We start from the raw sequence: 23,196 nt of genomic DNA, 5'->3' as shown, positions 1-23,196 counted from the left end.
TACTTCTTTAAATATTAATAATGAAAATGTTTACTTTCTTCAATGAAAGGATTTCTTTTTGCAAGCAAAGGAGATTTAGTTAATGCAGTAAATACAACAAATATAAATAAACCTAAGAAGAAAAGAATAGAGGCAATTTCAGGAACTCCGATAAACCATTTGTCTCCAACTGTACCAGGCATAATCATATTAAAGAAATCAACATAATGACCTAATAATATTACAACACCAGCCATAACAACAACCCAGTTAAGACGTTTAAAGTCAGTATTGATTAATATTAATAATGGGAAAACAAAGTTCATAACTACTGCACCAAAGAAAGGCAGGTTATATAATTGAATTCTTGTTACAAAATATGTTACCTCTTCCGGGATGTTAGCATACCAGATTAACATGAATTGAGAGAACCATAAATAAGTCCAGAAAACACTAATACCAAACATGAATTTAGCTAAATCATGAATGTGGCTTGTATTTACATATTCTAAATATCCTTTAGATTTTAAGTAAATCGTTACTAATGCGATAGCAGTAATACCACTTACAAAGAAAGAAGCAAATACATACCATCCAAACAATGTACTGAACCAGTGAGGATCAAATGACATAATCCAGTCCCAAGACATAATTGACTCAGAAACAATAAAGAAAACTAAGAATCCAGCTGACAATTTAAAGTTCTTTTTGTAATATAGATCATCGTTAGCTTCGTCTTGAGCTAAACAATTTTTTCTTGAATAATGACGATATAAATTCCATCCTAGTAAAAAGATACCAGCTCTAACGATCCAAAAAGGAAAGTTCAAGTAACCAGCTTTACCAGCAATAATTGCATCGTAATTAGCGCTTTTAGGATCAGTTACTCCTTCACCTAACCATACAAAAATATGATTAAAATGTAATCCGCATAAAACTAAGATTATGAAGAAGATGATAGAACCTGCAGGCAAATAAGCCGTAATACCTTGCATAACTCTAAATAAAACCGGAGACCAACCTGCCTGAGCAACTTGTTGAATAGCGTAAAACGCTAATGTTCCCATAGAAAGCAGTAAAAAGAAAATACAAGCAACATATAATGCTGACCAAGGCTTATTTTGTAATTGGTGCAATACGTGAGTTAAATGTTCTTCATGTTCATCGGCAGCGCCTACTTTTGCGTGCTCCCCGCCTTTATGTTCTTCATGTGAAGCCTCTGCAGCTTCGTGATGTCCTGCATCTTTATGAGAAGCCTCTGCAGATTCCCCATGTGCAGAACCATGAGAACCATGAGCATCTGCAGCTAGTATTTTTTCAACTTCTTGAATATCTTTAGGTGCACTTAAAAAACCATACCCAATTCCTAATAGGCCAAGAACCATTAGGATGATAGAAAAAGTTTTTAATTTACTTGAAAATGTATACATATCTATTACGATCAGTTTGTTCAACAATTATAATTGGCTTTTTAGTTTTAGAACATAGTCAGCAACTAACCAACGTTCGTGGGCACTTAATTGATTTGCATGTGAACCCATTGCATTTAAACCATAAGTTTCTACGTGAAAAATACTTCCTTCAGTGATTTCTCTGTCTTTATAGCTAGGTACTCCAAGAAATTTTTCTCTTTCAACCAATTTACCTTTACCGTTACCAGTTGCACCATGGCAGCTGATACAGTAAATTTCGAAAAGCTCTTTCCCTTTTCCAGAATTTCTGTCTTCTTCAGTTAAAGGAGATTTTAAATTAGCTTTTGCCAATTCATAACCTGCAGTAGAGTTTTCATATTCGTAAGGTTCAAAACCTCTATTAATAGTTCCTTCAACAGGAAGCTGTCCTTCTTTTCCTCCCTTAAATACTTTTGCTTCTGCATAAGGCTCATACCCTACAGACTCATACATATTTGGGAAATACTGATAGTTTGGTGCCGAATTATTGTGGCAAGATGAAACTAAAATAGTTATACCAACTAAAAGTGTTATTTTATATATCCTTTTCATAGCTACAATTAATTCTTTTCAATTACTTTAACTTCAACAGCTCCTGTACCTTCGAAAAAAGAAACAAGTTCTGCTTCGTTATCGTTTACAGCAACTTCCATTAAGAAATGGTCATCTGTTGTTCTTACATCAGGATTCTCAGCTTGCTTAAATGGCCATAATCTACTTCTCATATAAAAAGTGATTACCATTAAGTGCGCAGCGAAAAATACAGTCATTTCAAACATAATTGGCACAAAAGATGGCATATTTTGAATGAAACTAAAACTTGGTTTTCCACCAATATCCTGAGGCCAGTCATGAATCATAATATAACTCATCATTGTTGTTGCAACAGAAATACCAACACATCCGTATAGGAAAGCACAAATTGCTAATCTTGTTGGTGCTAAGCCCATAGCTTTATCCAATCCGTGAACTGGGAATGGAGTAAAAACTTCTTCAATATGATGATGAGCAGCTTTGGTTTTCTTTACTGCATCCATCAAAATATCATCGTCATTATAAATGGCGTATATTACTTTATTACTCATGATGTGAATCTTTATTTGCTCTTTCTCTAATGTAATTATCTCCTGTTCCTTTCAAAATCGTTTTTACCTCTGCCTGAGCAATTACAGGGAATGTTCTAGAGTATAATAAAAACAATACGAAGAAGAAACCAATTGTTCCAATGAAAATTCCAATATCCACAAATGTTGGTGAGAACATTGTCCAAGAAGATGGAAGGTAATCTCTATGTAAAGAAGTAACAATAATTACGAATCTTTCAAACCACATTCCGATGTTTACAACGATCGAAATAATAAATGAAAACATGATACTTGTTCTTAATTTTTTGAACCACATAAATTGTGGAGAGAAAACGTTACAAGTCATCATCGACCAATATGCCCACCAGTAAGGTCCGGTAGCTCTGTTTAAGAATGCATATTGCTCATATTCTACACCTGAATACCAAGCTACGAATAACTCAGTGATGTAAGCAACACCAACGATCGAACCTGTAATCATGATAATGATGTTCATTAATTCGATATGTTGTAATGTAATGTATGCTTCAAGGTTAGAAACTTTTCTCATAACGATCAACAATGTGTTTACCATTGCAAATCCTGAGAATACCGCTCCAGCAACGAAGTATGGAGGGAAAATTGTTGTATGCCATCCTGGGATTACAGAAGTAGCAAAGTCCATAGATACAATCGTGTGTACAGAAAGTACAAGTGGTGTAGCTAAACCAGCTAATACCAAAGATACTTCTTCAAAACGCTGCCAGTCTTTAGCTCTTCCGCTCCATCCGAAACTTAGGATAGAATAAACTCTTTTATTAAATGGAGTTATAGCTCTATCACGAAGCATTGCAAAGTCAGGTAATAATCCAGTCCACCAGAAAACTAATGATACCGAAAGATAAGTTGAGATTGCGAATACGTCCCAAAGCAATGGTGAGTTAAAGTTTACCCATAAAGATCCAAATTGATTTGGAATAGGTAAAACCCAGTATGCTAACCATGGACGTCCCATGTGAATAATTGGAAATAAACCTGCTTGAACTACTGAGAAGATAGTCATGGCTTCTGCAGAACGGTTAATAGCCATTCTCCAACGTTGACGGAAAAGTAATAGTACTGCAGAAATCAAAGTTCCAGCGTGACCAATACCAACCCACCAAACGAAGTTAGTAATATCCCAAGCCCAACCAACTGTTTTATTTAATCCCCATGTTCCGATACCGGTAGATACGGTGTAAATTATACAGCCTAACCCCCAAAGGAAGGCTATTAATGCGATTGAAAATACAATCCACCATTGTTTGTTTGCAGGCCCTTCAACAGGTGCAGCTACATCTACAGTTACATCATGATATGATTTATCACCTATAACTAAAGGTTTTCTAATGGGTGCTTCGTAGTGAGACGACATAATCCTTTATATTGTTTCTTAATTAATAATTTTACTAAGTGTTTCTAACTTTTACGTGATAGAAAACATTTGGTTTTGTACCAACATGCTCTAATAAATGATACATTCTTTCGCTTTCTGCTAATTTAGCAACTTCGCTTTCTTTATCATTTACATCTCCAAATACCATAGCACCAGAAGAACAAGCTGCAGAACAAGCACAAGCATTGTTGAACTCATCTTTTGCAACTACTCTACCTTGACGTTTAGCCTCAAGAATTACAGCTTGAGTACTTTGGATACAGAATGAACATTTTTCCATAACTCCACGAGAACGAACGTTTACGTCTGGGTTTAATACCATACGACCTAAATCATCATTCATGTGATAATCGAATTCACTGTTTTTGTTGTACAAGAACCAGTTGAAACGACGAACTTTATATGGACAGTTGTTAGCACAGTAACGAGTACCAACACATCTGTTGTATGCCATGTGGTTTTGACCTTGACGACCGTGAGAAGTAGCAGCAACCGGACAAACTGTTTCACAAGGTGCGTGGTTACAGTGCTGACACATTACAGGCTGGAATGCCACTTGTGGGTTATCTCCAGGTTTTTCCATTTCATTAAATGTAGATAATGAACTAGACAAACCAGCAATACTTTCTTTTCTTTCGTTATCACCTTCAAAAGTGCTTTCAGAAGAATAGTATCTGTCAATACGCAACCAGTGCATATCACGGCTTCTTCTAACCTCTGCTTTACCAACAACTGGTACGTTGTTTTCAGCATGACAAGCAATAACACATGCACCACATCCTGTACAAGCATTCAAATCAATCGAAAGATTGAAGTGGTGTCCTGTTGAACGATCAAATGATTCCCATAAATCTACAGTAGTAGCTTCTACTTCCTGGTGATCTAAAGATACCATTGGCTGCTCGTTCCAATGTTTAGCATCCTGAGTATTGAAAATCTCTAAAGTAGTTTCTTTAATGATATCTCCTCTACCCATTAATGTTTTCTGTCCTTGAACACAAGCAAACTCATGTTCTCCATTTGCCTTAGCAATAGAAACAGTTTGAACACTATTAAAATTTTTATATAAAGCGTAAGCATTTAAACCTACCTGCATTTCTTCTTTTAAAGCCGCTTTACGACCGTAACCAACAGCTAAACCAACTGTACCAACAGCTTGTCCTGGCTGAACAATTACCGGAACATTTTCCAGTTTAGTTCCGTCAGCAGTAGTAATAGTAGCATAACTACCATTTAAACCACCATTTGCAACAATTTCGTTTGATAAATTGAATTTCTTAGCATCTGCATTAGAAACTGTAACATAGTTATCCCAAGAAACTCTCGTAATTGGATCTGGAAATTCTTGCAGCCAAGGGTTATTTGCGTGCTGTCCATCACCCATACCTGTTTTAGTATATAAAACTAATTCAAGTTCTCCGGCAGCTTTTGATCTTGAAAGTACATTTGCAGCACCAGCGAAATCATAAGAACCACCAGCTAAAGCAGTAGAACCAACAACAAAAACACCATCGTGTAAAACTTTATTCCAAGAAGAACCAGCAATTATACCAGCTGAATTTGCTTTTAAATAATCATAAAAACTTCCAGCAGTACCGTTTAAAGATAATAAAACGTCTTGAAATTGTTTTGTATTAAAGATTGGACGAATAGTTGGCTGTGTTAAACTATAAGTACCTTTTGTAATTTCTACATCTCCCCAAGATTCTAAGAAATGAGGTGCCGGAGCAGCGATTGTAGCTATAGAAGCAGTTTCATCTTCTTTTAAAGAGAAAGCAACTGATGTTTTAACTTTTTTCAATCCAGATACAAAAGAAGCTGAGTCAGCTAAAGTATAAACCGGATTAATTCCACTCATTATTAAAGTATGAACACTTCCTGCATTCATATCTTTTACTAATTGTGACACAACAGCATTAGAACCTTTTCTGATTTGTCTAGTTCCAGCAGTAGTAAATGCTTCACTAGCCAATGCCTGATTAATAGCCAAAACTAATAATTGTGCATTTTTATCTTCGATTCCAGATACTAAAATTCCTTTAGCGCCTGCTGCTTTTAACTGCTGAGCTGCTTTAACAACTTCCGCTTTAAATTTAGCATCTAAAGTAACCGGAACTGAAGCACCTACAACAATATTATATATTTGAACTAAAGCTTGTTTTTGATCTGCAGTTGTCATTGGAACACGCTTATCAGCTGCTGCTCCTGACAATGTCATATTTGATTCAAACTGAAAATGACGAGACATTTTTCCGTTTTGAGGAATACGTCCTTTTGCATATCCAGCATCATATCCGCCACCTTGCCAGTCTCCTAAGAAATCAGCACCAACAGAAACGATTAAAGAAGCTTTTGAAAAATCGTAATCTACTAAACCTCTTTCACCATAAACAGCTTCAAAAGCATCTAAAGCTTCAGATGAAGAAACCGCATCATAAACAACATGTTTAGCGTTTGGATTTTTAGCAATAAACTCACCTATTAATTTCTCAGTAGATGGACTTGCTAATGTATTTGTCAACAATACTACTTGACCTCCTTTTGCTTTTGCATCAGCCAAGCTTGATTTAATTTTTAAATCAACTGCTGACCAGCTGCTATTTTTTCCATCCAATTTAGGTTCTTTCAAACGCATACTATCGTATAATCCTAAGATAGATGCATGAATTCTAGCATTGGCTGAAAACTTAGCTCCAGAAATAGTATTGTTCTCAATTTTAATTGGACGGCCCTCACGAGTTTTTACCAAAAGGTTAGCAAAATCAAAACCATCAAAAACAGTAGTTGCATAATAATCTGCAACACCAGGAATGATTTGCTCCGGTTGTAATACATAAGGGATAGACTTGTGCACAGGACCTTCACAAGCAGCAAGTGTAACTGCCGCAGTACTAAATCCTACGTACTTTAAAAAGTCACGACGTGAAGTTCCAGAAGAAGCCAAAGCATCTGCATTTCCTAAGAATTCATCAGTAGGAATCTCTTCAACAAATTCGTTATTTCTAAGCGCCTCAACAATAGAACTATTTTCTAGTTCCTCAACACTTTTCCAGTATTTTTTGTTTGATGACATTGTATATAAATATTAAAATCTTAATAATTCGATTAATAGTGGCATTTACCGCATTCTAAACCTCCCATTTGCGCTGCAGTTAATTTCTCTACACCGTATTTTTTAGAAAGTTCAGCATGAATTTTGTCATAGTAAGCATTTCCTTCCATCTTAACATCAGTTTTTCTATGGCAATCAACACACCATCCCATTGTTAATTTAGAGTATTGCTTCATGATTTCAAATTCCTGCACTGGACCGTGACAAGTTTGACATTCAACTCCTGCAACAGAAACGTGTTGTGAGTGATTGAAATAAACAAAATCAGGAAGATTATGAATACGAACCCATTTTACTGGCTGTGTTTTTCCAGTATAAGCCTGTTTAGTCTTATCCCATCCAACAGCATCGTATAATTTTTGAATCTGAGCATCGTAAAACGCTTTGCTGTATTCAGCAGTAGCAGTAGTTTCAGCAACTTCAGAGATGTTTTTATGACAGTTCATACAAACATTTAAAGAAGGAATACCAGCAGTTTTACTTACACGTGCAGCAGAGTGACAATATTTACAATTGATCTCGTTATCTCCAGCGTGAATTTTGTGCGAATAGTGAATTGGCTGAATTGGCTCATAATTTTGATCAACACCTACTTGCATTAAGTATCCGTAAACAAAATAACCACTAGCCAAAAGCAAGAATATAGAAGTAACTAATACTAAAAATTGGTTTTTAGCAAAAGCTTTCCAGATAGGAGTTCTACCTTCTTTTGGAGCAACTACAATACCATTATTACTAGCTACTTTAGTTAATACTTTGTTCACCATGAACAACATAACTACTAAAATAGCCATTACAAGAGCAAGAGCCCCTAAAATAACATTATTAGAAATTCCACCACCGTCAACTTGAGTTCCCGGAGGAGTAGCAGGACCGCCTGCAGCTGCAGCCGGCTCAGCTTTTACTTCAGAAGTATAAGCGATAATATTATCAATATCACCTGTAGATAATTGAGGGAACGAAGTCATTACTGCCTTGTTGTTTTCCTCGAAAAGTTTAACAGCAACAGGATCTCCTGATTTAATCATATCAGAACTGTTGTGTACCCATTTGTAAATCCAAGCCATATCGTGCTTAGAGGCAACACCTCTTAAAGCAGGACCGGTTGATTTAGCATCTAATTTGTGACATGCAGCGCAATTTGCATTAAAAAGTTCTTTCCCTTTTACCGGATCACCACCTGATGTTGCAGCGGGCGCAGCAGCAGCTTCAGTCGCCGCAGGAGCTGCAGCAGGATCTTGAGCAAATGAAGTTAGGGAGAAAATTAACGTTAGCGATAAACTAAGTAATAATTTTCTTGAGATCGAATTATGGTTACCCACCTTTTTCATATAGTATAATAATTATCTACTAATTTTTGGTATGATTTTTTCTGTAATAAATCAGACTAAAATTAATACCTTCTTTTAAAACTTGCACAAAAATACGACTTATGAACTATTCTCAAAACCTTAAAATAGTCTTAAATATCAATTTATATCAATTCTAAATAATATTAAAATTTTACATACAAACTTTAAATAGTATTTTTGCATAAAAACCATCACATTATGAGAATTTTAACCTCGACAAAAAACGTTTTCTTAACATTAACAATGTTCACATTAGCATATAATATTGATGCTCAAAGTCAAAATTTAACACTGAATCAAGACCCTAAATTTGAGCAGTTATTGAACGAAAAACGTAAATTTAACACATCAATCAGTACAAACGATTCTTATAGAATTCAAATTTTCAGCGGCAAGAGCGATGAGGCAAAAAAGATATTATCTGACTTTAAGAGAGAATACACAAACATTGACGGCACAATAATTTTTAATACCCCGAATTACAAGGTTATTGTTGGAAATTTCAAATCAAGAATAGAAGCCGAAAGAAATTTAGCCGACATCAGAAAAAAATATAAAAGTGTTTTTTTACTAAAACCTGGAAAATAAGCAAATAACATCAAAAAAATAAAAAAAGCGAGATTAGTGTCTCGCTTTTTTTATTGAAAACATCGAAAACAATCAAAAAATAAAACTATCTAAACTAATACAATTCAGATTTAATAAATTTTGATACAATAAAAAACACATAAATATTATCCAATTACTCCTCAACTCCCCAGCTAAAACCAATTCAAAAATTCAGCAACTCTTGAAAAGAGGAAAAATCACAATCATATTAACAAACCTACAATCATAAAAAAAAGCCTCAATTACCATTGAGACTTTTTTACATATTATTCAGGGAAATTGCAATTCTTAGATTGTCTTTCTAAATAGAAACGCAACCACAATTAATTCACCACTTTAATTCCGTTTGCCAAAAACCTTACTTCTTCTTTTGGCATATTAATAGCATCTATTTCAGCTTTTGTCTTTTTAGCATCTTTAGCATAATGTTTCAGCTCATCAACAGAGGTCACTTTTCTTTCAGCACTACCTTCTAAAACGACATTTTTACCCTTTAATGCAGTTGGAACAAAAAAAGCATAATCTTTCATTTTTACAAAGAAAGAAGACCCATCGTCTGTTTTTATAGTTAACCAGCATCCTCTTTTTTTACAAACATCAGTCACTTCTCCTCTAACAGCAATATTATCTCTCTTTTTTACATCCTGCAATACACTCTCTAGCTTCTCAACAGAAATTGCATTATTAACTGAAGCAACCGAAACATTTTCTCCGTAAAAATCCCCTTCTATCGCATTACCAACAGGCGGTGATGGTTTTTCAACAGCTTCCTGTGAAAAAGACAACGAAGAAAAACTTATAAAAAGAAGAGCTGTATATATCGATAATCGTTTCATATTTGTATAATTATCCCCAAAAATAACATTAAAATCCCAAATAAAACAAACCTATTCAGAAGGATTAAACCCAACTTGGAGTATTTCTTTTTTAACCTGTTCTATATCCATAAGAAAAGCCCGATTATTAAAAAGACAATCAACTGTTGCCTTTCCCATAATTCTCCCCATCTCTACATCACTATGCCAATGCGCATTGCAAATTACACGACTTTCTCCAAAGTCATGTCCTCGCTGCAATATTGCTTCTTTATTATGAGGAAAAATTTCAATTAAAATTAATGACCACGCACTGCCAACCGCAGCATGACCAGATGGAAAAGAACCAACCTTTTTTAAAACTTCTTCCTGATCAGGCGTGCAGGTCTTTTTGTTATTAACAACAAACGGACGTACACGATTATAATAATTCTTTGCCGCATAGGTTGACAGCCCTGCATCTGTCATTACTCTACGCATAAAAGTATAAAATTTAGGTGTTTTTTGCTCATTAATTTCAATTCCTAATACCGCTTCAAAACATTTGGCGGCAGTAGGAAATGACAAATCTGCATCGCTGGCCGCTTTTAGAAAGCGAATCTTGTCATTAGACTCGACAGCTCTTTTTGCATATTCCAAATCAATTTCATAAGCCTGAGACGCAATCTCCGGAGGCGGTGACAGCGACGCCAAACTATTAGGCATTTCTTCTTCAGACAAATATCCATACAACAAACCCGGCATGACCGCTCTAAGCTCTTCAACTGTTGTAAATTTAGAAACAACATTATTACGCTTAAATTTTTTATAAACAAACGTATTAATAATCTGAATTATTTTTAATCCCATACCCAACTATTACCATTTACCTGTTTACCCTTAAAACCACAGTCAATCCATTAGGATATTTTTTTTAATCGAATAAACTTTACGCCGATCAGCTAAAGCTTTTAAAACTATTCAATATCAAAAAAAACCAAAACAAAGAAATAAATAATTCAGCAATCAAAATACATCTGTTTTTTACTATTATGTTTCATATTATAAATTGCAACATATTTGTTTTCAATTCTAAAATATACTAAACAAAAAAAAATCCCGATTGCTCGGGATTTTATATATTAAAACAGAATACTTTTATTTCAACTTCTTTTTGATTGCCACTTCGTGGTAAGCCTCAATAACATCATTCATTTCGATATCATTAAATCCTTTAATTTGAATACCACAATCGTAACCTTTACTAACTTCTTTAACATCGTCTTTGAAACGCTTTAAAGCAACTAGCTCACCTGTATGTACTACAACTCCATCTCTAATAACTCTAATTTTAGAGCTTCTTAAAATTTTACCATCAGTTACCATACAACCAGCGATAGAACCTACTTTAGAAATTTTGAAAATCTCACGAATTTCAGCAGTTCCTAAAATTTCTTCTTTCATTTCAGGAGCTAACATTCCTTCCATTGCATCTTTCAAGTCGTCGATCGCAGCGTAAATGATAGAGTAGTAACGGATATCAATTTCTTCTTTATCAGCAAGCTGTCTTGCATTTCCTGCAGGACGAACGTTAAATCCAATAATGATCGCATCAGATGCAGAAGCCAGCATAACATCTGTTTCTGTAATTGCTCCAACACCTTTATGGATGATATTAATTTGAATTTCTTCTGTCGAAAGTTTAGAGAATGAATCTGATAATGCTTCAACAGATCCATCAACGTCTCCTTTAAGAATAACATTTAATTCTTTAAACTGACCAAGAGCGATACGACGTCCAATTTCATCAAGTGTAATATGTCTTTGTGTACGTACAGATTGTTCACGCATTAATTGAGAACGTTTAGATGCAATTTGTTTTGCTTCTTTTTCATCTTCAAACACATTAAACTTATCACCTGCTGTAGCAGCACCGTCTAAACCTAAAACTGATACTGGAGTCGAAGGACCTGCTTCTAAAACAGTATGCCCTCTTTCATCATGCATCGCCTTAACTTTACCATGGTGTTTACCAGCTAACATATAATCTCCAATTTTTAAAGTTCCATGTTGAACTAAAATTGTAGAAACATATCCTTTTCCTTTATCTAAGAAAGCTTCAACTACAGTTCCTTGTGCCGCTTTATTAGGATTAGATTTTAAATCTAAAATCTCTGCTTCTAATAAAACTTTTTCAAGTAATTCTTTCACGCCTAATCCTGTTTTTGCAGAAATATCATGCGATTGAATTTTACCACCCCAGTCTTCAACAAGTAAATTCATACCTGCTAATCTTTCTTTAATCTTATCAGGGTTCGCATTTGGCTTATCCACTTTATTGATTGCAAATATAATTGGCACATTTGCCGCTTGTGCGTGGCTGATTGCCTCTTTAGTTTGCGGCATGATATCATCATCCGCTGCAATTACAATAATAGCGATATCTGTAACCTGAGCTCCACGTGCACGCATTGCGGTAAACGCCTCGTGACCCGGAGTATCCAAGAATGCTATTTTCTGACCATTATCAAGAGTTACTCCATAAGCTCCAATGTGCTGTGTAATACCTCCAGACTCACCAGCGATAACATTTTCTTTACGGATATAATCCAGTAAAGATGTTTTACCGTGGTCAACGTGTCCCATTACAGTTACAATTGGCGCTCTTGTTACTAAATCTTCTTCTTTATCTTCAACAACTTCAATCGCTTCTTCGATATCAACTGTTATAAATTCAACTTCATAACCAAACTCATCAGCAACGATTGTTAATGTTTCAGCATCTAAACGCTGATTCATCGTTACCATGATACCAAGAGACATACACGTTCCAATTACTTTAGTAATCGGCACATCCATCATGATAGCAATTTCACCTACAGTAACAAATTCTGTAACTTTAATAGTTTTACTTCCTTCGTCAAGAGCTCTTTGTTCATCATCAGATTTCTGACGGTGCGTTTCTCTTTTATCTCTTCTATATTTAGCAGCTTTTGATTTACCACCTTTCCCTTGAAGTTTTTCAAGAGTTTCTCTAATTTGGTTTTTTACTTCTTCTTCAGTAGGCTCTACTTTTGCCACAATTGCAGGACGGTTTCCTTTTACAAAACCTGGTCTTGCACTTCTGTTAGCATTAAAACCACCACCAGTATTTGGTGTAATTTTATTTGGATTTGGTGTTCCCGGCGCATTTCCTGTTGCAGGTTTTGGCGCACCCGGCGCACCAGGCTTAGGAGCAATTCTTTTACGCTTGTTTTTATTAGCGTTATTATTATTTCCAGCTCCAGGCGCTCCTGGTTTATTAGGAGTAATTTTTGGATCTTCTTTTTTCTTTTTAGGCTTGTTAAATTGAGATAAATCAATTGTTTGTCCTGTAAGAGTAGTTCCAGATAATTTTTGATATTGAGTAGTGATGGTTTCCTCAGCAGTTGCAGGATCAGTTGAAACAATTGGTTCCTGCGCTGTTTTAGAATTCTCAGCTTTAACTTCTTTTTTCTCTGTAATAATAGGTTTTTCTACCTTTTTCTCTTCAGAAACTACCGGAGCAACTGGCTCTGATGGTGTAATTTCTTTTTGAACAGGCTTTTCTGGTTGAGATGGAGTAACAGATTTAGGCTCTTCAGCTTTAACCGGCTCTTCCTGAGGAACAGCTGCAGGTTTCTTTGGATTTAAATCAATTTTACCAACTTGAACAGGCCCGGTTACAACAGCTCTCGCTTTAATGATCTCTTGTTGTTTCTGACGCTCTTCGTCTTGTCTGCGTTTGTCCTCAATTTCTTTCTCGCGCTCAACACGCAATGCTTCTTTTTCTTTTCTTTTCTCTTCTCCTACTTCTTTAGAAGCTTCCTTATTCCCCTTATCGCCCGCAAATTGGCTTTGCAGGATATTAAATTCACTATCAGAAATTTTAGCATTTGGATTTGCATCAATAGCAATTCCCTTATCTTTTAGATAATCAACAGCTCTTTCTAACGAGATATTTAATTCCCTTAAAACCTTGTTTATTCTTATTACTCTCTCTTCAGACATATAACCTTTTTATTATTACCTTTTTCGTTGTGTTGTTAGAGTAGATAACTAGCTATCAAACTCTTCTTTTAGTATTTTCATAACATCAAGAATTGTTTCCTCTTCTAAGTCTGTTCTTCTTACTAAATCTTCTACCTCTTGTTTTAAAATACTTCTAGCCGTATCTAAACCAATTTTTGCAAATTCTTCGATAACCCAGCCTTCGATTTCATCTGAAAACTCTGTTAATTCAACATCGTCGTCGTCTTCACCATTTGCAGTGTCACCTTCTCTGATTACATCTAATTCATAACCCGTTAACTGACCAGCCAATTTAATATTATGACCGCCTCTACCAATTGCTTTAGAAACTTCTTCCAACTTCAAGAAAACTTCAGCTCTTTTGTTTTCTTCGTCAATCTTGATAGAAGAAACTTTAGCAGGACTCAACGCTCTTGTTATAAACAACTGGATGTTGTTTGTGTAATTAATTACGTCGATATTTTCGTTTCCTAATTCACGAACAATTCCATGAATACGAGATCCTTTCATACCAACACACGCTCCAACCGGATCAATTCTATCATCATAAGAATCTACAGCAACTTTTGCTTTTTCTCCCGGGATACGAACTACATTTTTAACTGTAATCAAACCGTCGAATACTTCAGGGATTTCCTGTTCAAATAATTTTTCTAAAAACTTCTCAGAAGTTCTAGACATAATAATCTGTGGTTTGTTCCCTTTTAATTCAACACTTTCAATAATTCCACGAACATTATCTCCTTTACGGAAAAAGTCAGATGGAATTTGTTTTTCTTTTGGAAGCACAATTTCGTTTCCTTCATCGTCTACTAAGATAACAACTCTAGGTCGAACGTGATGCACTTCGGCAGTATATATATCACCAATAATATCTTTAAATTGCTTGTAAAGATTTGTATTATCGTGTTCGTGAATTTTAGATATTAAGTTTTGACGCAAAGCCAAAATAGCTCTTCTTCCTAAATCAATCAATTTTACCTCTTCAGAAACTTCTTCACCAATTTCAAAATCCGCCTCAATCATTCTTGCTTCAGTCAAAGTAATTTCTTCGTTCTCAAAATCAAGATCTTCATCAGCAACGATAACCCTTCTTCTCCATATCTCCATATCTCCTTTATCGGGATTTATAATGATATCGAAATTATCATCAGAACCGTATTTTTTCTTCAATGCATTTCTAAACACGTCCTCTAAAATTGCCATAAGCGTTACACGATCAATAAGTTTATTATCTTTAAACTCTGAGAATGAATCGATTAATGCTAAATTTTCCATGCGAATTCTTTAATTAAAATGTTACTGTAACAACTGCCTCTTTAATTTCTGTATAAGGTATTTGTTGTTCTTTTTGAACTGTTTCTTTTCCTTTTCCTACTTTTTTCGGTTCTCTTGCCTCCCAAGACAAAATTATAAAAACATCGTTAGCTTCTACTAATTCTGCTTCAATTTTTTCATTATTTGTAGTAACAATCAACGTTCTACCAATATTTTTCTTGTATTGTCTGATCAATTTTAAAGGAGAACCTACTCCAACCGATGCTACTTCAAGCGAAAAATCCTGCTCTTCACGATCCAGATTATTCTCGATTGCACGACTGATATCAATACAATCCTGAAGCGCAACCCCATTATCTCCGTCTAAACCAACACTAATTTTGAAAGAATCCGAAACAGCAAGATCAATCAAAAAGATCGATGGCTTTTCCAGAAGAGCTTCTGTAATTAATTCGTTTACTTTTTCCTTAAATGTCATAATTTTATAAAAAGAGGGGACACTTAGTCCCCTCATTATTTAGATTTTAATAAATAACGGTGCAAATATAGTGATTTTTTTATAAATCAAATAAATAGATTGCTGCAAAAATATTTCCTACCTTTATTATAGCAAAGATTAACTATTTTTCAACCCCCTTAACTCTAAAGTCATGAAACGAATTTTAGTACCTACTGATTTTTCAGAACACGCCGAACATGCGTTAAAAGCAGCCGCACAAATCGCCAAAAAGAACGGTTCTGAAATCATTATTCTACACATGCTCGAATTACCGCACCAGACAAATGACGCAATATTTGGCGGTGTAAGCATTCCTGAAACAATGCTTTTTATGCAAAAAGCAAACGAAATGCTGGACAAAATATCACAAAGCTCATTCTTAGAAGGAATTTCAATTACAGAGGTTGTAAAAATGGACAAACCAATTCACGGAATCACCCAAATAGGCAAAGAACAGGACATAGACTTAATTGTAATGGGTTCTCACGGATCTTCGGGCATTGAAGAATTACTAATTGGATCAAACACAGAAAAAGTTGTTAGAAACTCCGAAATTCCAGTACTGGTCATCAAAAAAGACGTTCCCGATTTTAAAGTTGAGAACATTGTTTTTGCATCAGACTTTACCGAAGAAACCAAAAAACCTTTTCAAAAACTTTTAAACTTCACAAAATTCTTTGATGCAAAAATTCATTTGGTTTCAATCTGCACTCCAAACAGCTTTAAACCTACACATACAGCCGAAAAAGCAATAAAAGATTTCGCAAGTGAATTTAACCTCAGTAATTATTCAACAAACATTTACAACGACACTAATATCGAAAAGGGAATTATCAATTTTTCAAACAGCATAAATGCAGATATTATTGGAATGTGCACTCACGGAAGAACCGGTTTTGCGCATTTTTTTAACGGAAGCATCAGCGAAGGCTTAGTCAATCATGCAGTAAGACCTATTGTAACGCTTAAAATCTAAAACTGCACCATATAAAACACAAATACATTACCTAAATTTACTCCATAAAAAAAGCCTCTCGATTGAGAGGCTTTTTATGTTGGTCTACTAGGACTCGAACCTAGAAAGACTGCACCAAAAACAGTTGTGTTACCATTACACCATAGACCAGCAGTGCTGTTAAGCGGGTGCAAAATTAAACCTTTATTTAATTTATGCAAATTTTTATGCAAACTTTTTTACATAAAAAAAAAGCCTCTCATTTCTGAGAGGCTTTTTATGTTGGTCTACTAGGACTCGAACCTAGAAAGACTGCACCAAAAACAGTTGTGTTACCATTACACCATAGACCAGCAGTGCTGTTAAGCGAGTGCAAATTTAAGGTTTTATTTAGTTTGCACAAACTTTTTAATCAAAAAAAATCATTTTTTTTGATTTTTTTTACTTTCAAACCACAAACATTCTCAAAAGCACCTTATAACCAACACATTAATCTTTAGAGATACTTTTATAGATTTTTTTGTTAATGCTCGTTTCTTTACATAAAAAAACATTTTCTTTGTAGGATTGAAAACATACAAAATTTTAATACCTAAATATGGCACAATTCAATTTCAATAAATGGAATACAATTATTGGTTGGTTTGCATTTGCAATCGCTTTAATTACTTACACACTAACTGTTGAACCTACAATGAGCTTTTGGGATTGTGGCGAGTACATTGCCACAGCAGCTAAACTTGAAGTTGGCCACCCTCCCGGAGCACCTTTATTCCAAATGATGGGCGCATTCTTTGCCATGTTTGCAATAGATGCCCAGCATGTAGCCGTAATGGTTAATATGATGTCTGTTTTCTCTAGCGCATTTACAATCTTATTTATGTTTTGGTCTTCTTCTATGATTTTAAAGAAAATTGTAGCTCGTTTTGCCGAAATTGACCAAAACAATTCAATCGTTATTTTAGGAAGTTCTTTTGTTGGAGCATTAGCTTATACTTTTTCTGACAGCTTTTGGTTTAATGCTGTCGAGGCAGAAGTTTATGCAATGGCTTCTCTTTTAATCGCATTACTTTTCTGGCTTGGTTTACGCTGGGAACAAGATATGGACAAACCAAAAGGAAACAAATGGTTATTAATCATTTCTCTGGTTGTGGGTCTTTCATTTGGAGTTCACTTTATGGCTTTATTGACCATTCCTTCAATTGGTTTTCTTTACTATTTTAAACATTACGAAAAAGTTACCATCAAAAACTTTCTTATTGCAAATGTTGTTGTAATTGGAATTTTGTTGTTTATCTTCAAATTACTGCTGCCTTTAACAATGGCTTTCTTCGGTAAAACCGAAATTTTCATGGTTAACAGCTTAGGATTACCATTTAATTCAGGAACTATTTTCGTGACTTTATTGCTGATTGCTTTTTTCTATTTCGGATTAAAATTCACCAAACAAAAAGGATTGATTTTTTACAATACCATCATTCTTTGTACCTTATTTATATTAATTGGTTTCTCTACCTGGATGATGCTTCCTGTTCGCGCAAATGCCAATACAGTAATTAATGAAAACAAACCATCAGATGCTGCCGAGGTTTTAGCCTACTACAATCGTGAACAATATGGTGTCAATCCTTTATTCTACGGCCCTCAATATACGGAAGTTTTTGCTGGTCTTGATGCTAAAACTCCGTATTTAGACAAGAAACCTAACTACGAAAGAGACGATAAAACTGGTAAATATATTATTACCAATAATTATAAAAACGCAGAACAAAACAGCGACGACAATCAAAAAGCAATTCTGCCAAGAATGTGGAGCACCGAAACAGGACACATTCAAAACTACATCAGCTTTACAAATCCGCCAAAATTCAAAATCAATCCTAATTATAATTACGAAGATGATTTAGGAAAATACGGAATCGATGCCAGCCAGTTAAGCGAAGAAGAATACAACAAAGCAATAGCACAGCTGCGCAACGAGGTTGAAAAAACAGTTTCTGAATTCAGACACGCTTTTGCTCAAAAACAAATTGACAACGAAGGTTATGTAAAATTCTTAAAAAGCTACGGCGAATATTTAATTATCGAAAAACCTACCACTGTTGATAATTTCAGTTTTATGTTCGAATACCAATTTGGATATATGTATTGGAGATATTTAATGTGGAATTTCGTTGGCCGCCAAAGTGATGTTCAGGGAAAATACGACAACTTAGACGGAAACTGGATCAGCGGAATCAAAGCCTTAGATTCACTTCATTTAGGTTCACAAGACAATTTACCATCTGATGTTTTAAACAACAAAGGAAGAAATGTTTACTTTTTCCTTCCGTTCATCTTAGGTTTAATTGGATTAATGTACCATGCCAACAAAGACCTTAAAAGCTTTTATGTGCTTTTAGCCTTATTTTTATTTACAGGAATTGCACTGAAAATTTACCTTAACGAGAGACCTTTTGAGCCTCGTGAAAGAGATTATGCTCTTGTAGGGTCATTTTATGTCTTTGCCATCTGGATTGGTTTTGGAGTTTATTCCTTATACGAAAGTCTTCAAAAATATATTGCTCCAAAAATTGCAGGACCAGCTATTATTGCAGTAAGTTTATTAGCTGCTCCGGTTTTAATGGCATCTCAAAACTGGGATGATCATGACAGATCTAACAGATATACAGCTGTTGCAATGGCAAAAGCATACCTGAGTTCATGCGACAAAGATGCTATTTTGTATACCATTGGAGACAACGACACGTTCCCGCTCTGGTATGCGCAGGAAATCGAACATTTTAGAACCGATGTTAAAATTGTAAACACAAGTCTGTTCATGACGGACTGGTATATCGATCAGATGAAAGCAAAATCATACGAATCTGATCCTCTGCCAATATCATTTACACACGATCAATATGTTGGGGATAAACTAGACTATGTAGCCCATATTCCGAAAATAGAAACACGTTGGAACATTAAAGATTTTATCGATTTTATTAAAAATCCAAAATCGACTGTAGGTTTACAAAACGGACAAACCATCCATTTTTATCCAACAAATAAAATCAGAGTTAACGTTGATAAAAACACCATTATCAAGAATAAAGTGGTAAACGCCAGATATAATGACTCAATTGTTCCTTATATGGATATTGACATTAAAGGAAGTGCTCTTTACAAAAACAGATTAATGATGCTTGACATCTTAGCTAATAACAATTGGAAACGTCCAATTTACTTTAGCGGCGGTGCTTTTGATGATGAAGATTATTTATGGCTGAAAGACTATCTGCAATTAGATGGTATGGTCTATAAATTAGTTCCTATTAAAAACACGCCTTCTAAAAATGGCGGACCAATGGATATGGGACAAATTGATGCCGATAAAATGTATAATATTGTAATGAAATGGGATTGGGGTAACAGCGAAAGCGAAAAAATCTACCACGATCCAGAAACAAGAAGAAACAGCATTACTTACCGTACTAACCTATCTCGTTTAATGAACGAGCTTATCGCTGAAGGTAAAATTGACAAAGCCAAAAATGTTATCAATCTGGCGATGACAAAAATGCCTGTAGATAAATTTGGATACTATTCATTAGTTGAACCATTTGCCGGTGGTTATTACAAAGTTGGAGAAACAGCTAAAGCCCATGATTTACTGAATAAGCTGGTTAACAAATACAAAGAAAACCTAAACTACTACAGTACATTAAGCGGTTCAGATCAAACTGATTTAGCAATTGATATTATTACAGATATTGAGCGTTACAGAAGCTTACTGCACGTTATGAAAGAAAACAACGACAAAGCTTTCTATGAAAAACACAAGACAACATTTAATACTTATGTAAATGTTTTTGAGCGTTTTGGACGCGAAAAGGAATAACATAATATACGAAAATTATATTGATTAAAAAAATGCAGTGCTTCTTGATAAAAAGCGCTGCATTTTTTATTTTTACGTATCATTAAATCCATTAAAATGAGTTTCTATTGGGTAAAAACTAATTCATTCATCAAAAAGGTGTTTTCTAAATATTGCTGGGACATTCCAAACAATGAAAAGAAAATATACTTAACCTTTGATGACGGCCCTACTCCAGAGATTACAGACTGGGTTTTATCCGAATTAAAAAAGTTTGATGCCAAAGCCACTTTCTTCTGCATTGGAAAAAACATTAAGGCAAATTTATCTTTATTTGAAAAATTAATCAGAGACGGCCACTCTATTGGAAACCACACCATGAACCATGTTAATGGCTGGAAAATACATACTAATGAGTATATCGAAAATGTAAATAATTGCGCAAAAGTTCTGGAAGAAGAAATAAATACCAATCGTTTATTATTTCGTCCGCCTTATGGAAAAATCAAAAAAGCGCAATCGAAAATTTTACGAAAACTAGGCTATAAGATAATTATGTGGGATGTTTTAAGCGCCGATTTCGACCAAAGTATAACTCCCGAAAAATGCCTTGAAAATGTTACTAAAAATGTAAAATCAGGAAGCGTAATTGTATTTCATGACAGTATAAAAGCATCACCAAATTTAAAATTCGCCCTGCCAAAAACACTGCATTTTTTAAAAGAAAACGGATATAAGTTTGATATTATCCATTAAAGAATCAGAATAATATCTTATTTCAGAAGTTTTTATACGTCGAATTGATCCTGAACAATTCCTATAAGAGTATTTGCATCAAGCTCTCCGGATTGTCTCCAGATCATTTGTCCTTCCTTGTAAATCATTAAAGTAGGAAGCCCTTTAATTCGTAAAGCTTCGGCTAGTTCTTGATTTTTATCAACATCAATTTTAATTACCTTAGCTTTATCGCCAAGTGCCGCCGCAACATCTTTTATTACCGGATGCATCAATACCGATGATTCGTTCCAATCTGTGTAGAAGTCAATTAACACTGGAACCTGAGCATTTATAAGTTCTCCAAATTTTGACATAAAACCAAAAATTTAATTCTTTTAATCTATTAAAAAGAGATAATTAATACAAATGTAGCATTTTTAACGAATTAAGCCACATTCTCGCCTTTTTTTAGTTCAATCACTGTGATTTCAGGCATAATCCCTACTCGTCCGGGATAAGCATGAAAACCAAATCCTCGGTTAACATAAACGTATCTTCCGGCTTCTTCGTATAATCCCGCCCATTGTTTGTAAATATACTGGGCAAGACTCCATTTAAAATAACCCGGAATCTCAATTCCAAACTGCATACCATGTGTATGGCCTGCTAAAGTTAAATGGAAGTTTTTAGGATGTTTTTTTACTTCATATTCCCAATGGCTTGGATCATGGCTCATTAAAACCTTAAAATCATCTTTATGAAGATTTTCCGAAGCTTTATTTAAATCTCCGGCTTTTTTAAAATTAGCTCCCCAGTTTTCAACACCAACTAAAGCAATTTTATCAGCTCCTTTTTGAATGTATTTATTTTCATTCAACATTAAATCGAAACCAATTTTACCATACAGACTTTTGATTTCGGCAAAATTCTCATCTTTTTCTTTTTCAGATGGCCATGTTACATATTCTCCGTAATCATGATTCCCCAGAACAGCAAATTTTCCGTATTTGTAATCTTTTATTCTATTAAAAGTTTCCAGCCAAGGATGCATTTCTTTTGCATGGGTATTTACAATATCTCCTGTAAACAAAATCATATCTGACTCCTGCTCGTTAATCAAATCAATCGCATAATTAATTTTTTCAGGATTATCAAAACTACCGCTGTGAACATCTGAAATCTGCGTTATTTTAAAACCATCAAATTCATCCGGAAGGTCAGGAAAATATATAGTTTGCTTAAATACTTTAAAATTATACTTTCCTTCAAAAATTCCGTAAATCAAAGACAAAAAAGGAACCGCAGCTAAACCTAAAGCAATCTGGCTGACAAACTTTCGCCTCTCCGGCATCATTTCTTTTCTCGGTGTATTATAAATAAAATAATTCAAGATACTTGCACCTATTCTAATAATATCTTCTCCAAACATTACTAAAGTAAGAACAATTTTTGGCACATAAACCAGCAGCATCAAGCCTGTAGTAAACATAAACTGTTTAGTCTGCCCTACGGAACGATCAACCTGAGAAAACGAATAGATAATAAAGAGAAGAATAAGCAGACTTACCACCTGATAAGTCACTAATACCCATCTAATTTTAATTAAAGTGCGAAAAGCTTGGTATGAATAGAACTCAATAAATAAAAAAAGAGCACATAGAATTACAAAACGAAGAATCATTATTTACAGTTTTAAGCAAAGTAACAAAGAAAGGAAATTTTATCGCTTTTTATTATCAAAAATTTAACTCAAAATAGTAAAAGCCGATAGATTTCTCTATCAGCTTTTACAGCCAAATTATTTAAAACCTTTAATCTACAACTAAGCCTATTACTAAACTTATATCGTGTTATTTTTGAGCTTTTGCCACTTCTGGCTTAGCTTCTGCTTTTTTAGCTTTTTTATCAGCTTTTTTCTCTTTTTTAGCTGCTTTTGCTTCTTTTGCCGGAGTTTCTTTTACTGGAGTTGTTTGAGCGCTTACCATTGCAGTTGTCCCTAGAACTGCCACTGCTAATAAAATTATTTTTTTCATGATAGTAGA

The 23,196-nt window shown here is 34.6% G+C and carries 18 protein-coding genes and 2 tRNA genes; 4 read left to right on the top strand and 16 right to left on the bottom strand.

Going from position 1 to position 23,196, the window contains the following annotated elements; translation table 11 throughout:
• Positions 1-14: 14 nt before the first annotated feature.
• The 6 genes from BKM63_RS09210 to BKM63_RS09185 are packed head-to-tail and all read right to left on the bottom strand — an operon-like array spanning position 15 to position 8,372.
• Positions 15-1,409: a DUF4779 domain-containing protein gene (locus BKM63_RS09210; RefSeq protein ID WP_071636293.1), complete on the bottom strand. Its 1,395-nt coding sequence runs from the start codon at positions 1,407-1,409 to the stop codon at positions 15-17.
• Between the two features lie 27 nt (positions 1,410-1,436).
• Positions 1,437-1,982 carry a c-type cytochrome gene (locus BKM63_RS09205; RefSeq protein WP_071636292.1) on the bottom strand — a complete coding sequence of 182 codons (546 nt, stop codon included), beginning with the start codon at positions 1,980-1,982 and terminating at the stop codon, positions 1,437-1,439.
• A gap of 8 nt (positions 1,983-1,990) precedes the next feature.
• Positions 1,991-2,515 (bottom strand): DUF3341 domain-containing protein, encoded by a 525-nt coding sequence (locus BKM63_RS09200; RefSeq protein WP_071636291.1) that lies wholly within the window; start codon positions 2,513-2,515, stop codon positions 1,991-1,993.
• Positions 2,508-3,908: an NrfD/PsrC family molybdoenzyme membrane anchor subunit gene (gene nrfD / locus BKM63_RS09195; RefSeq protein WP_042566279.1), complete on the bottom strand. Its 1,401-nt coding sequence runs from the start codon at positions 3,906-3,908 to the stop codon at positions 2,508-2,510. Before nrfD ends, BKM63_RS09200 begins: the two co-directional genes overlap by 8 nt.
• A 34-nt stretch (positions 3,909-3,942) precedes the next feature.
• Positions 3,943-7,002 carry a TAT-variant-translocated molybdopterin oxidoreductase gene (locus tag BKM63_RS09190; protein WP_071636290.1) on the bottom strand — a complete coding sequence of 1,020 codons (3,060 nt, stop codon included), beginning with the start codon at positions 7,000-7,002 and terminating at the stop codon, positions 3,943-3,945.
• Positions 7,003-7,034: 32 nt separating this feature from the next.
• The gene (locus tag BKM63_RS09185; protein WP_071636289.1) at positions 7,035-8,372 is read right to left on the bottom strand and encodes a c-type cytochrome; all 1,338 of its coding nucleotides are present in this window, start codon (positions 8,370-8,372) and stop codon (positions 7,035-7,037) included.
• Between the two features lie 219 nt (positions 8,373-8,591).
• On the opposite strand from BKM63_RS09185, the gene BKM63_RS09180 reads away from it, so the two are divergent.
• Positions 8,592-8,981, top strand: coding sequence for an SPOR domain-containing protein (locus tag BKM63_RS09180; protein WP_071636288.1), 390 nt, complete (start codon positions 8,592-8,594; stop codon positions 8,979-8,981).
• Between the two features lie 344 nt (positions 8,982-9,325).
• Here BKM63_RS09180 and BKM63_RS09175 read toward each other — a convergent pair whose 3' ends face one another.
• The 5 genes from BKM63_RS09175 to rimP form a co-directional block, all read right to left on the bottom strand.
• Positions 9,326-9,838 (bottom strand): DUF4920 domain-containing protein, encoded by a 513-nt coding sequence (locus tag BKM63_RS09175; RefSeq protein ID WP_071636287.1) that lies wholly within the window; start codon positions 9,836-9,838, stop codon positions 9,326-9,328.
• A 51-nt stretch (positions 9,839-9,889) separates the two neighbouring features.
• Positions 9,890-10,666, bottom strand: a complete 777-nt coding sequence (locus tag BKM63_RS09170; RefSeq protein ID WP_071636286.1) for an acid phosphatase — start codon at positions 10,664-10,666, stop codon at positions 9,890-9,892.
• Between the two features lie 288 nt (positions 10,667-10,954).
• Positions 10,955-13,825, bottom strand: coding sequence for a translation initiation factor IF-2 (gene infB, locus BKM63_RS09165; protein ID WP_071636285.1), 2,871 nt, complete (start codon positions 13,823-13,825; stop codon positions 10,955-10,957).
• Between the two features lie 48 nt (positions 13,826-13,873).
• Positions 13,874-15,124 carry a transcription termination factor NusA gene (nusA, locus tag BKM63_RS09160; RefSeq protein ID WP_071636284.1) on the bottom strand — a complete coding sequence of 417 codons (1,251 nt, stop codon included), beginning with the start codon at positions 15,122-15,124 and terminating at the stop codon, positions 13,874-13,876.
• Between the two features lie 13 nt (positions 15,125-15,137).
• Complete coding sequence (rimP, locus tag BKM63_RS09155; protein WP_053474404.1) at positions 15,138-15,602, bottom strand: ribosome assembly cofactor RimP; 465 nt, start codon at positions 15,600-15,602, stop codon at positions 15,138-15,140.
• Between the two features lie 172 nt (positions 15,603-15,774).
• Between rimP and BKM63_RS09150 the strand changes: the two genes are divergently transcribed.
• Complete coding sequence (locus tag BKM63_RS09150) at positions 15,775-16,599, top strand: universal stress protein (protein WP_071636283.1); 825 nt, start codon at positions 15,775-15,777, stop codon at positions 16,597-16,599.
• 79 nt (positions 16,600-16,678) lie between these two features.
• Here BKM63_RS09150 and BKM63_RS09145 read toward each other — a convergent pair.
• Both BKM63_RS09145 and BKM63_RS09140 read right to left on the bottom strand, forming a co-directional pair.
• Positions 16,679-16,749: transfer RNA gene (locus tag BKM63_RS09145), tRNA-Gln, on the bottom strand.
• 111 nt (positions 16,750-16,860) lie between these two features.
• Positions 16,861-16,931: transfer RNA gene (locus BKM63_RS09140), tRNA-Gln, on the bottom strand.
• A gap of 245 nt (positions 16,932-17,176) precedes the next feature.
• Between BKM63_RS09140 and BKM63_RS09135 the strand changes: the two genes are divergently transcribed.
• Both BKM63_RS09135 and BKM63_RS09130 read left to right on the top strand, forming a co-directional pair.
• Complete coding sequence (locus BKM63_RS09135; RefSeq protein ID WP_071636282.1) at positions 17,177-20,458, top strand: glycosyltransferase family 117 protein; 3,282 nt, start codon at positions 17,177-17,179, stop codon at positions 20,456-20,458.
• A gap of 96 nt (positions 20,459-20,554) precedes the next feature.
• Positions 20,555-21,193 carry a polysaccharide deacetylase family protein gene (locus BKM63_RS09130; RefSeq protein WP_071636281.1) on the top strand — a complete coding sequence of 213 codons (639 nt, stop codon included), beginning with the start codon at positions 20,555-20,557 and terminating at the stop codon, positions 21,191-21,193.
• Positions 21,194-21,225: 32 nt separating this feature from the next.
• On the opposite strand, the gene BKM63_RS09125 is transcribed toward BKM63_RS09130, so the two are convergent.
• The 3 genes from BKM63_RS09125 to BKM63_RS09115 form a co-directional block, all read right to left on the bottom strand.
• Positions 21,226-21,528 (bottom strand): thioredoxin family protein, encoded by a 303-nt coding sequence (locus tag BKM63_RS09125; protein WP_053474396.1) that lies wholly within the window; start codon positions 21,526-21,528, stop codon positions 21,226-21,228.
• 71 nt (positions 21,529-21,599) lie between these two features.
• A complete protein-coding gene (locus tag BKM63_RS09120) occupies positions 21,600-22,835 on the bottom strand; it encodes a metallophosphoesterase (RefSeq protein WP_071636280.1) in 1,236 nt (411 codons plus the stop codon).
• 169 nt (positions 22,836-23,004) lie between these two features.
• Positions 23,005-23,187, bottom strand: coding sequence for a hypothetical protein (locus tag BKM63_RS09115; RefSeq protein ID WP_071636279.1), 183 nt, complete (start codon positions 23,185-23,187; stop codon positions 23,005-23,007).
• Positions 23,188-23,196 lie beyond the last annotated feature (9 nt).

It is taken from the genome of Flavobacterium johnsoniae, from assembly GCF_001879205.1.
Lineage (GTDB): Bacteria > Bacteroidota > Bacteroidia > Flavobacteriales > Flavobacteriaceae > Flavobacterium > Flavobacterium johnsoniae_A.
This window is presented reverse-complemented; position numbering and strand designations above follow the sequence as displayed.

Excerpts from the sequence above, each read along its gene's own strand:
- BKM63_RS09210 (WP_071636293.1), bottom strand. The coding sequence starts at position 1,409 with ATGTATACATTTTCAAGTAAATTAAAAACTTTTTCTATCATCCTAATG.
- BKM63_RS09205 (WP_071636292.1), bottom strand. The coding sequence starts at position 1,982 with ATGAAAAGGATATATAAAATAACACTTTTAGTTGGTATAACTATTTTA.
- BKM63_RS09200 (WP_071636291.1), bottom strand. The coding sequence starts at position 2,515 with ATGAGTAATAAAGTAATATACGCCATTTATAATGACGATGATATTTTG.
- nrfD (WP_042566279.1), bottom strand. The coding sequence starts at position 3,908 with ATGTCGTCTCACTACGAAGCACCCATTAGAAAACCTTTAGTTATAGGT.
- BKM63_RS09190 (WP_071636290.1), bottom strand. The coding sequence starts at position 7,002 with ATGTCATCAAACAAAAAATACTGGAAAAGTGTTGAGGAACTAGAAAAT.
- BKM63_RS09185 (WP_071636289.1), bottom strand. The coding sequence starts at position 8,372 with ATGAAAAAGGTGGGTAACCATAATTCGATCTCAAGAAAATTATTACTT.
- BKM63_RS09180 (WP_071636288.1), top strand. The coding sequence starts at position 8,592 with ATGAGAATTTTAACCTCGACAAAAAACGTTTTCTTAACATTAACAATG.
- BKM63_RS09175 (WP_071636287.1), bottom strand. The coding sequence starts at position 9,838 with ATGAAACGATTATCGATATATACAGCTCTTCTTTTTATAAGTTTTTCT.
- BKM63_RS09170 (WP_071636286.1), bottom strand. The coding sequence starts at position 10,666 with ATGGGATTAAAAATAATTCAGATTATTAATACGTTTGTTTATAAAAAA.
- infB (WP_071636285.1), bottom strand. The coding sequence starts at position 13,825 with ATGTCTGAAGAGAGAGTAATAAGAATAAACAAGGTTTTAAGGGAATTA.
- nusA (WP_071636284.1), bottom strand. The coding sequence starts at position 15,124 with ATGGAAAATTTAGCATTAATCGATTCATTCTCAGAGTTTAAAGATAAT.
- rimP (WP_053474404.1), bottom strand. The coding sequence starts at position 15,602 with ATGACATTTAAGGAAAAAGTAAACGAATTAATTACAGAAGCTCTTCTG.
- BKM63_RS09150 (WP_071636283.1), top strand. The coding sequence starts at position 15,775 with ATGAAACGAATTTTAGTACCTACTGATTTTTCAGAACACGCCGAACAT.
- BKM63_RS09135 (WP_071636282.1), top strand. The coding sequence starts at position 17,177 with ATGGCACAATTCAATTTCAATAAATGGAATACAATTATTGGTTGGTTT.
- BKM63_RS09130 (WP_071636281.1), top strand. The coding sequence starts at position 20,555 with ATGAGTTTCTATTGGGTAAAAACTAATTCATTCATCAAAAAGGTGTTT.
- BKM63_RS09125 (WP_053474396.1), bottom strand. The coding sequence starts at position 21,528 with ATGTCAAAATTTGGAGAACTTATAAATGCTCAGGTTCCAGTGTTAATT.
- BKM63_RS09120 (WP_071636280.1), bottom strand. The coding sequence starts at position 22,835 with ATGATTCTTCGTTTTGTAATTCTATGTGCTCTTTTTTTATTTATTGAG.
- BKM63_RS09115 (WP_071636279.1), bottom strand. The coding sequence starts at position 23,187 with ATGAAAAAAATAATTTTATTAGCAGTGGCAGTTCTAGGGACAACTGCA.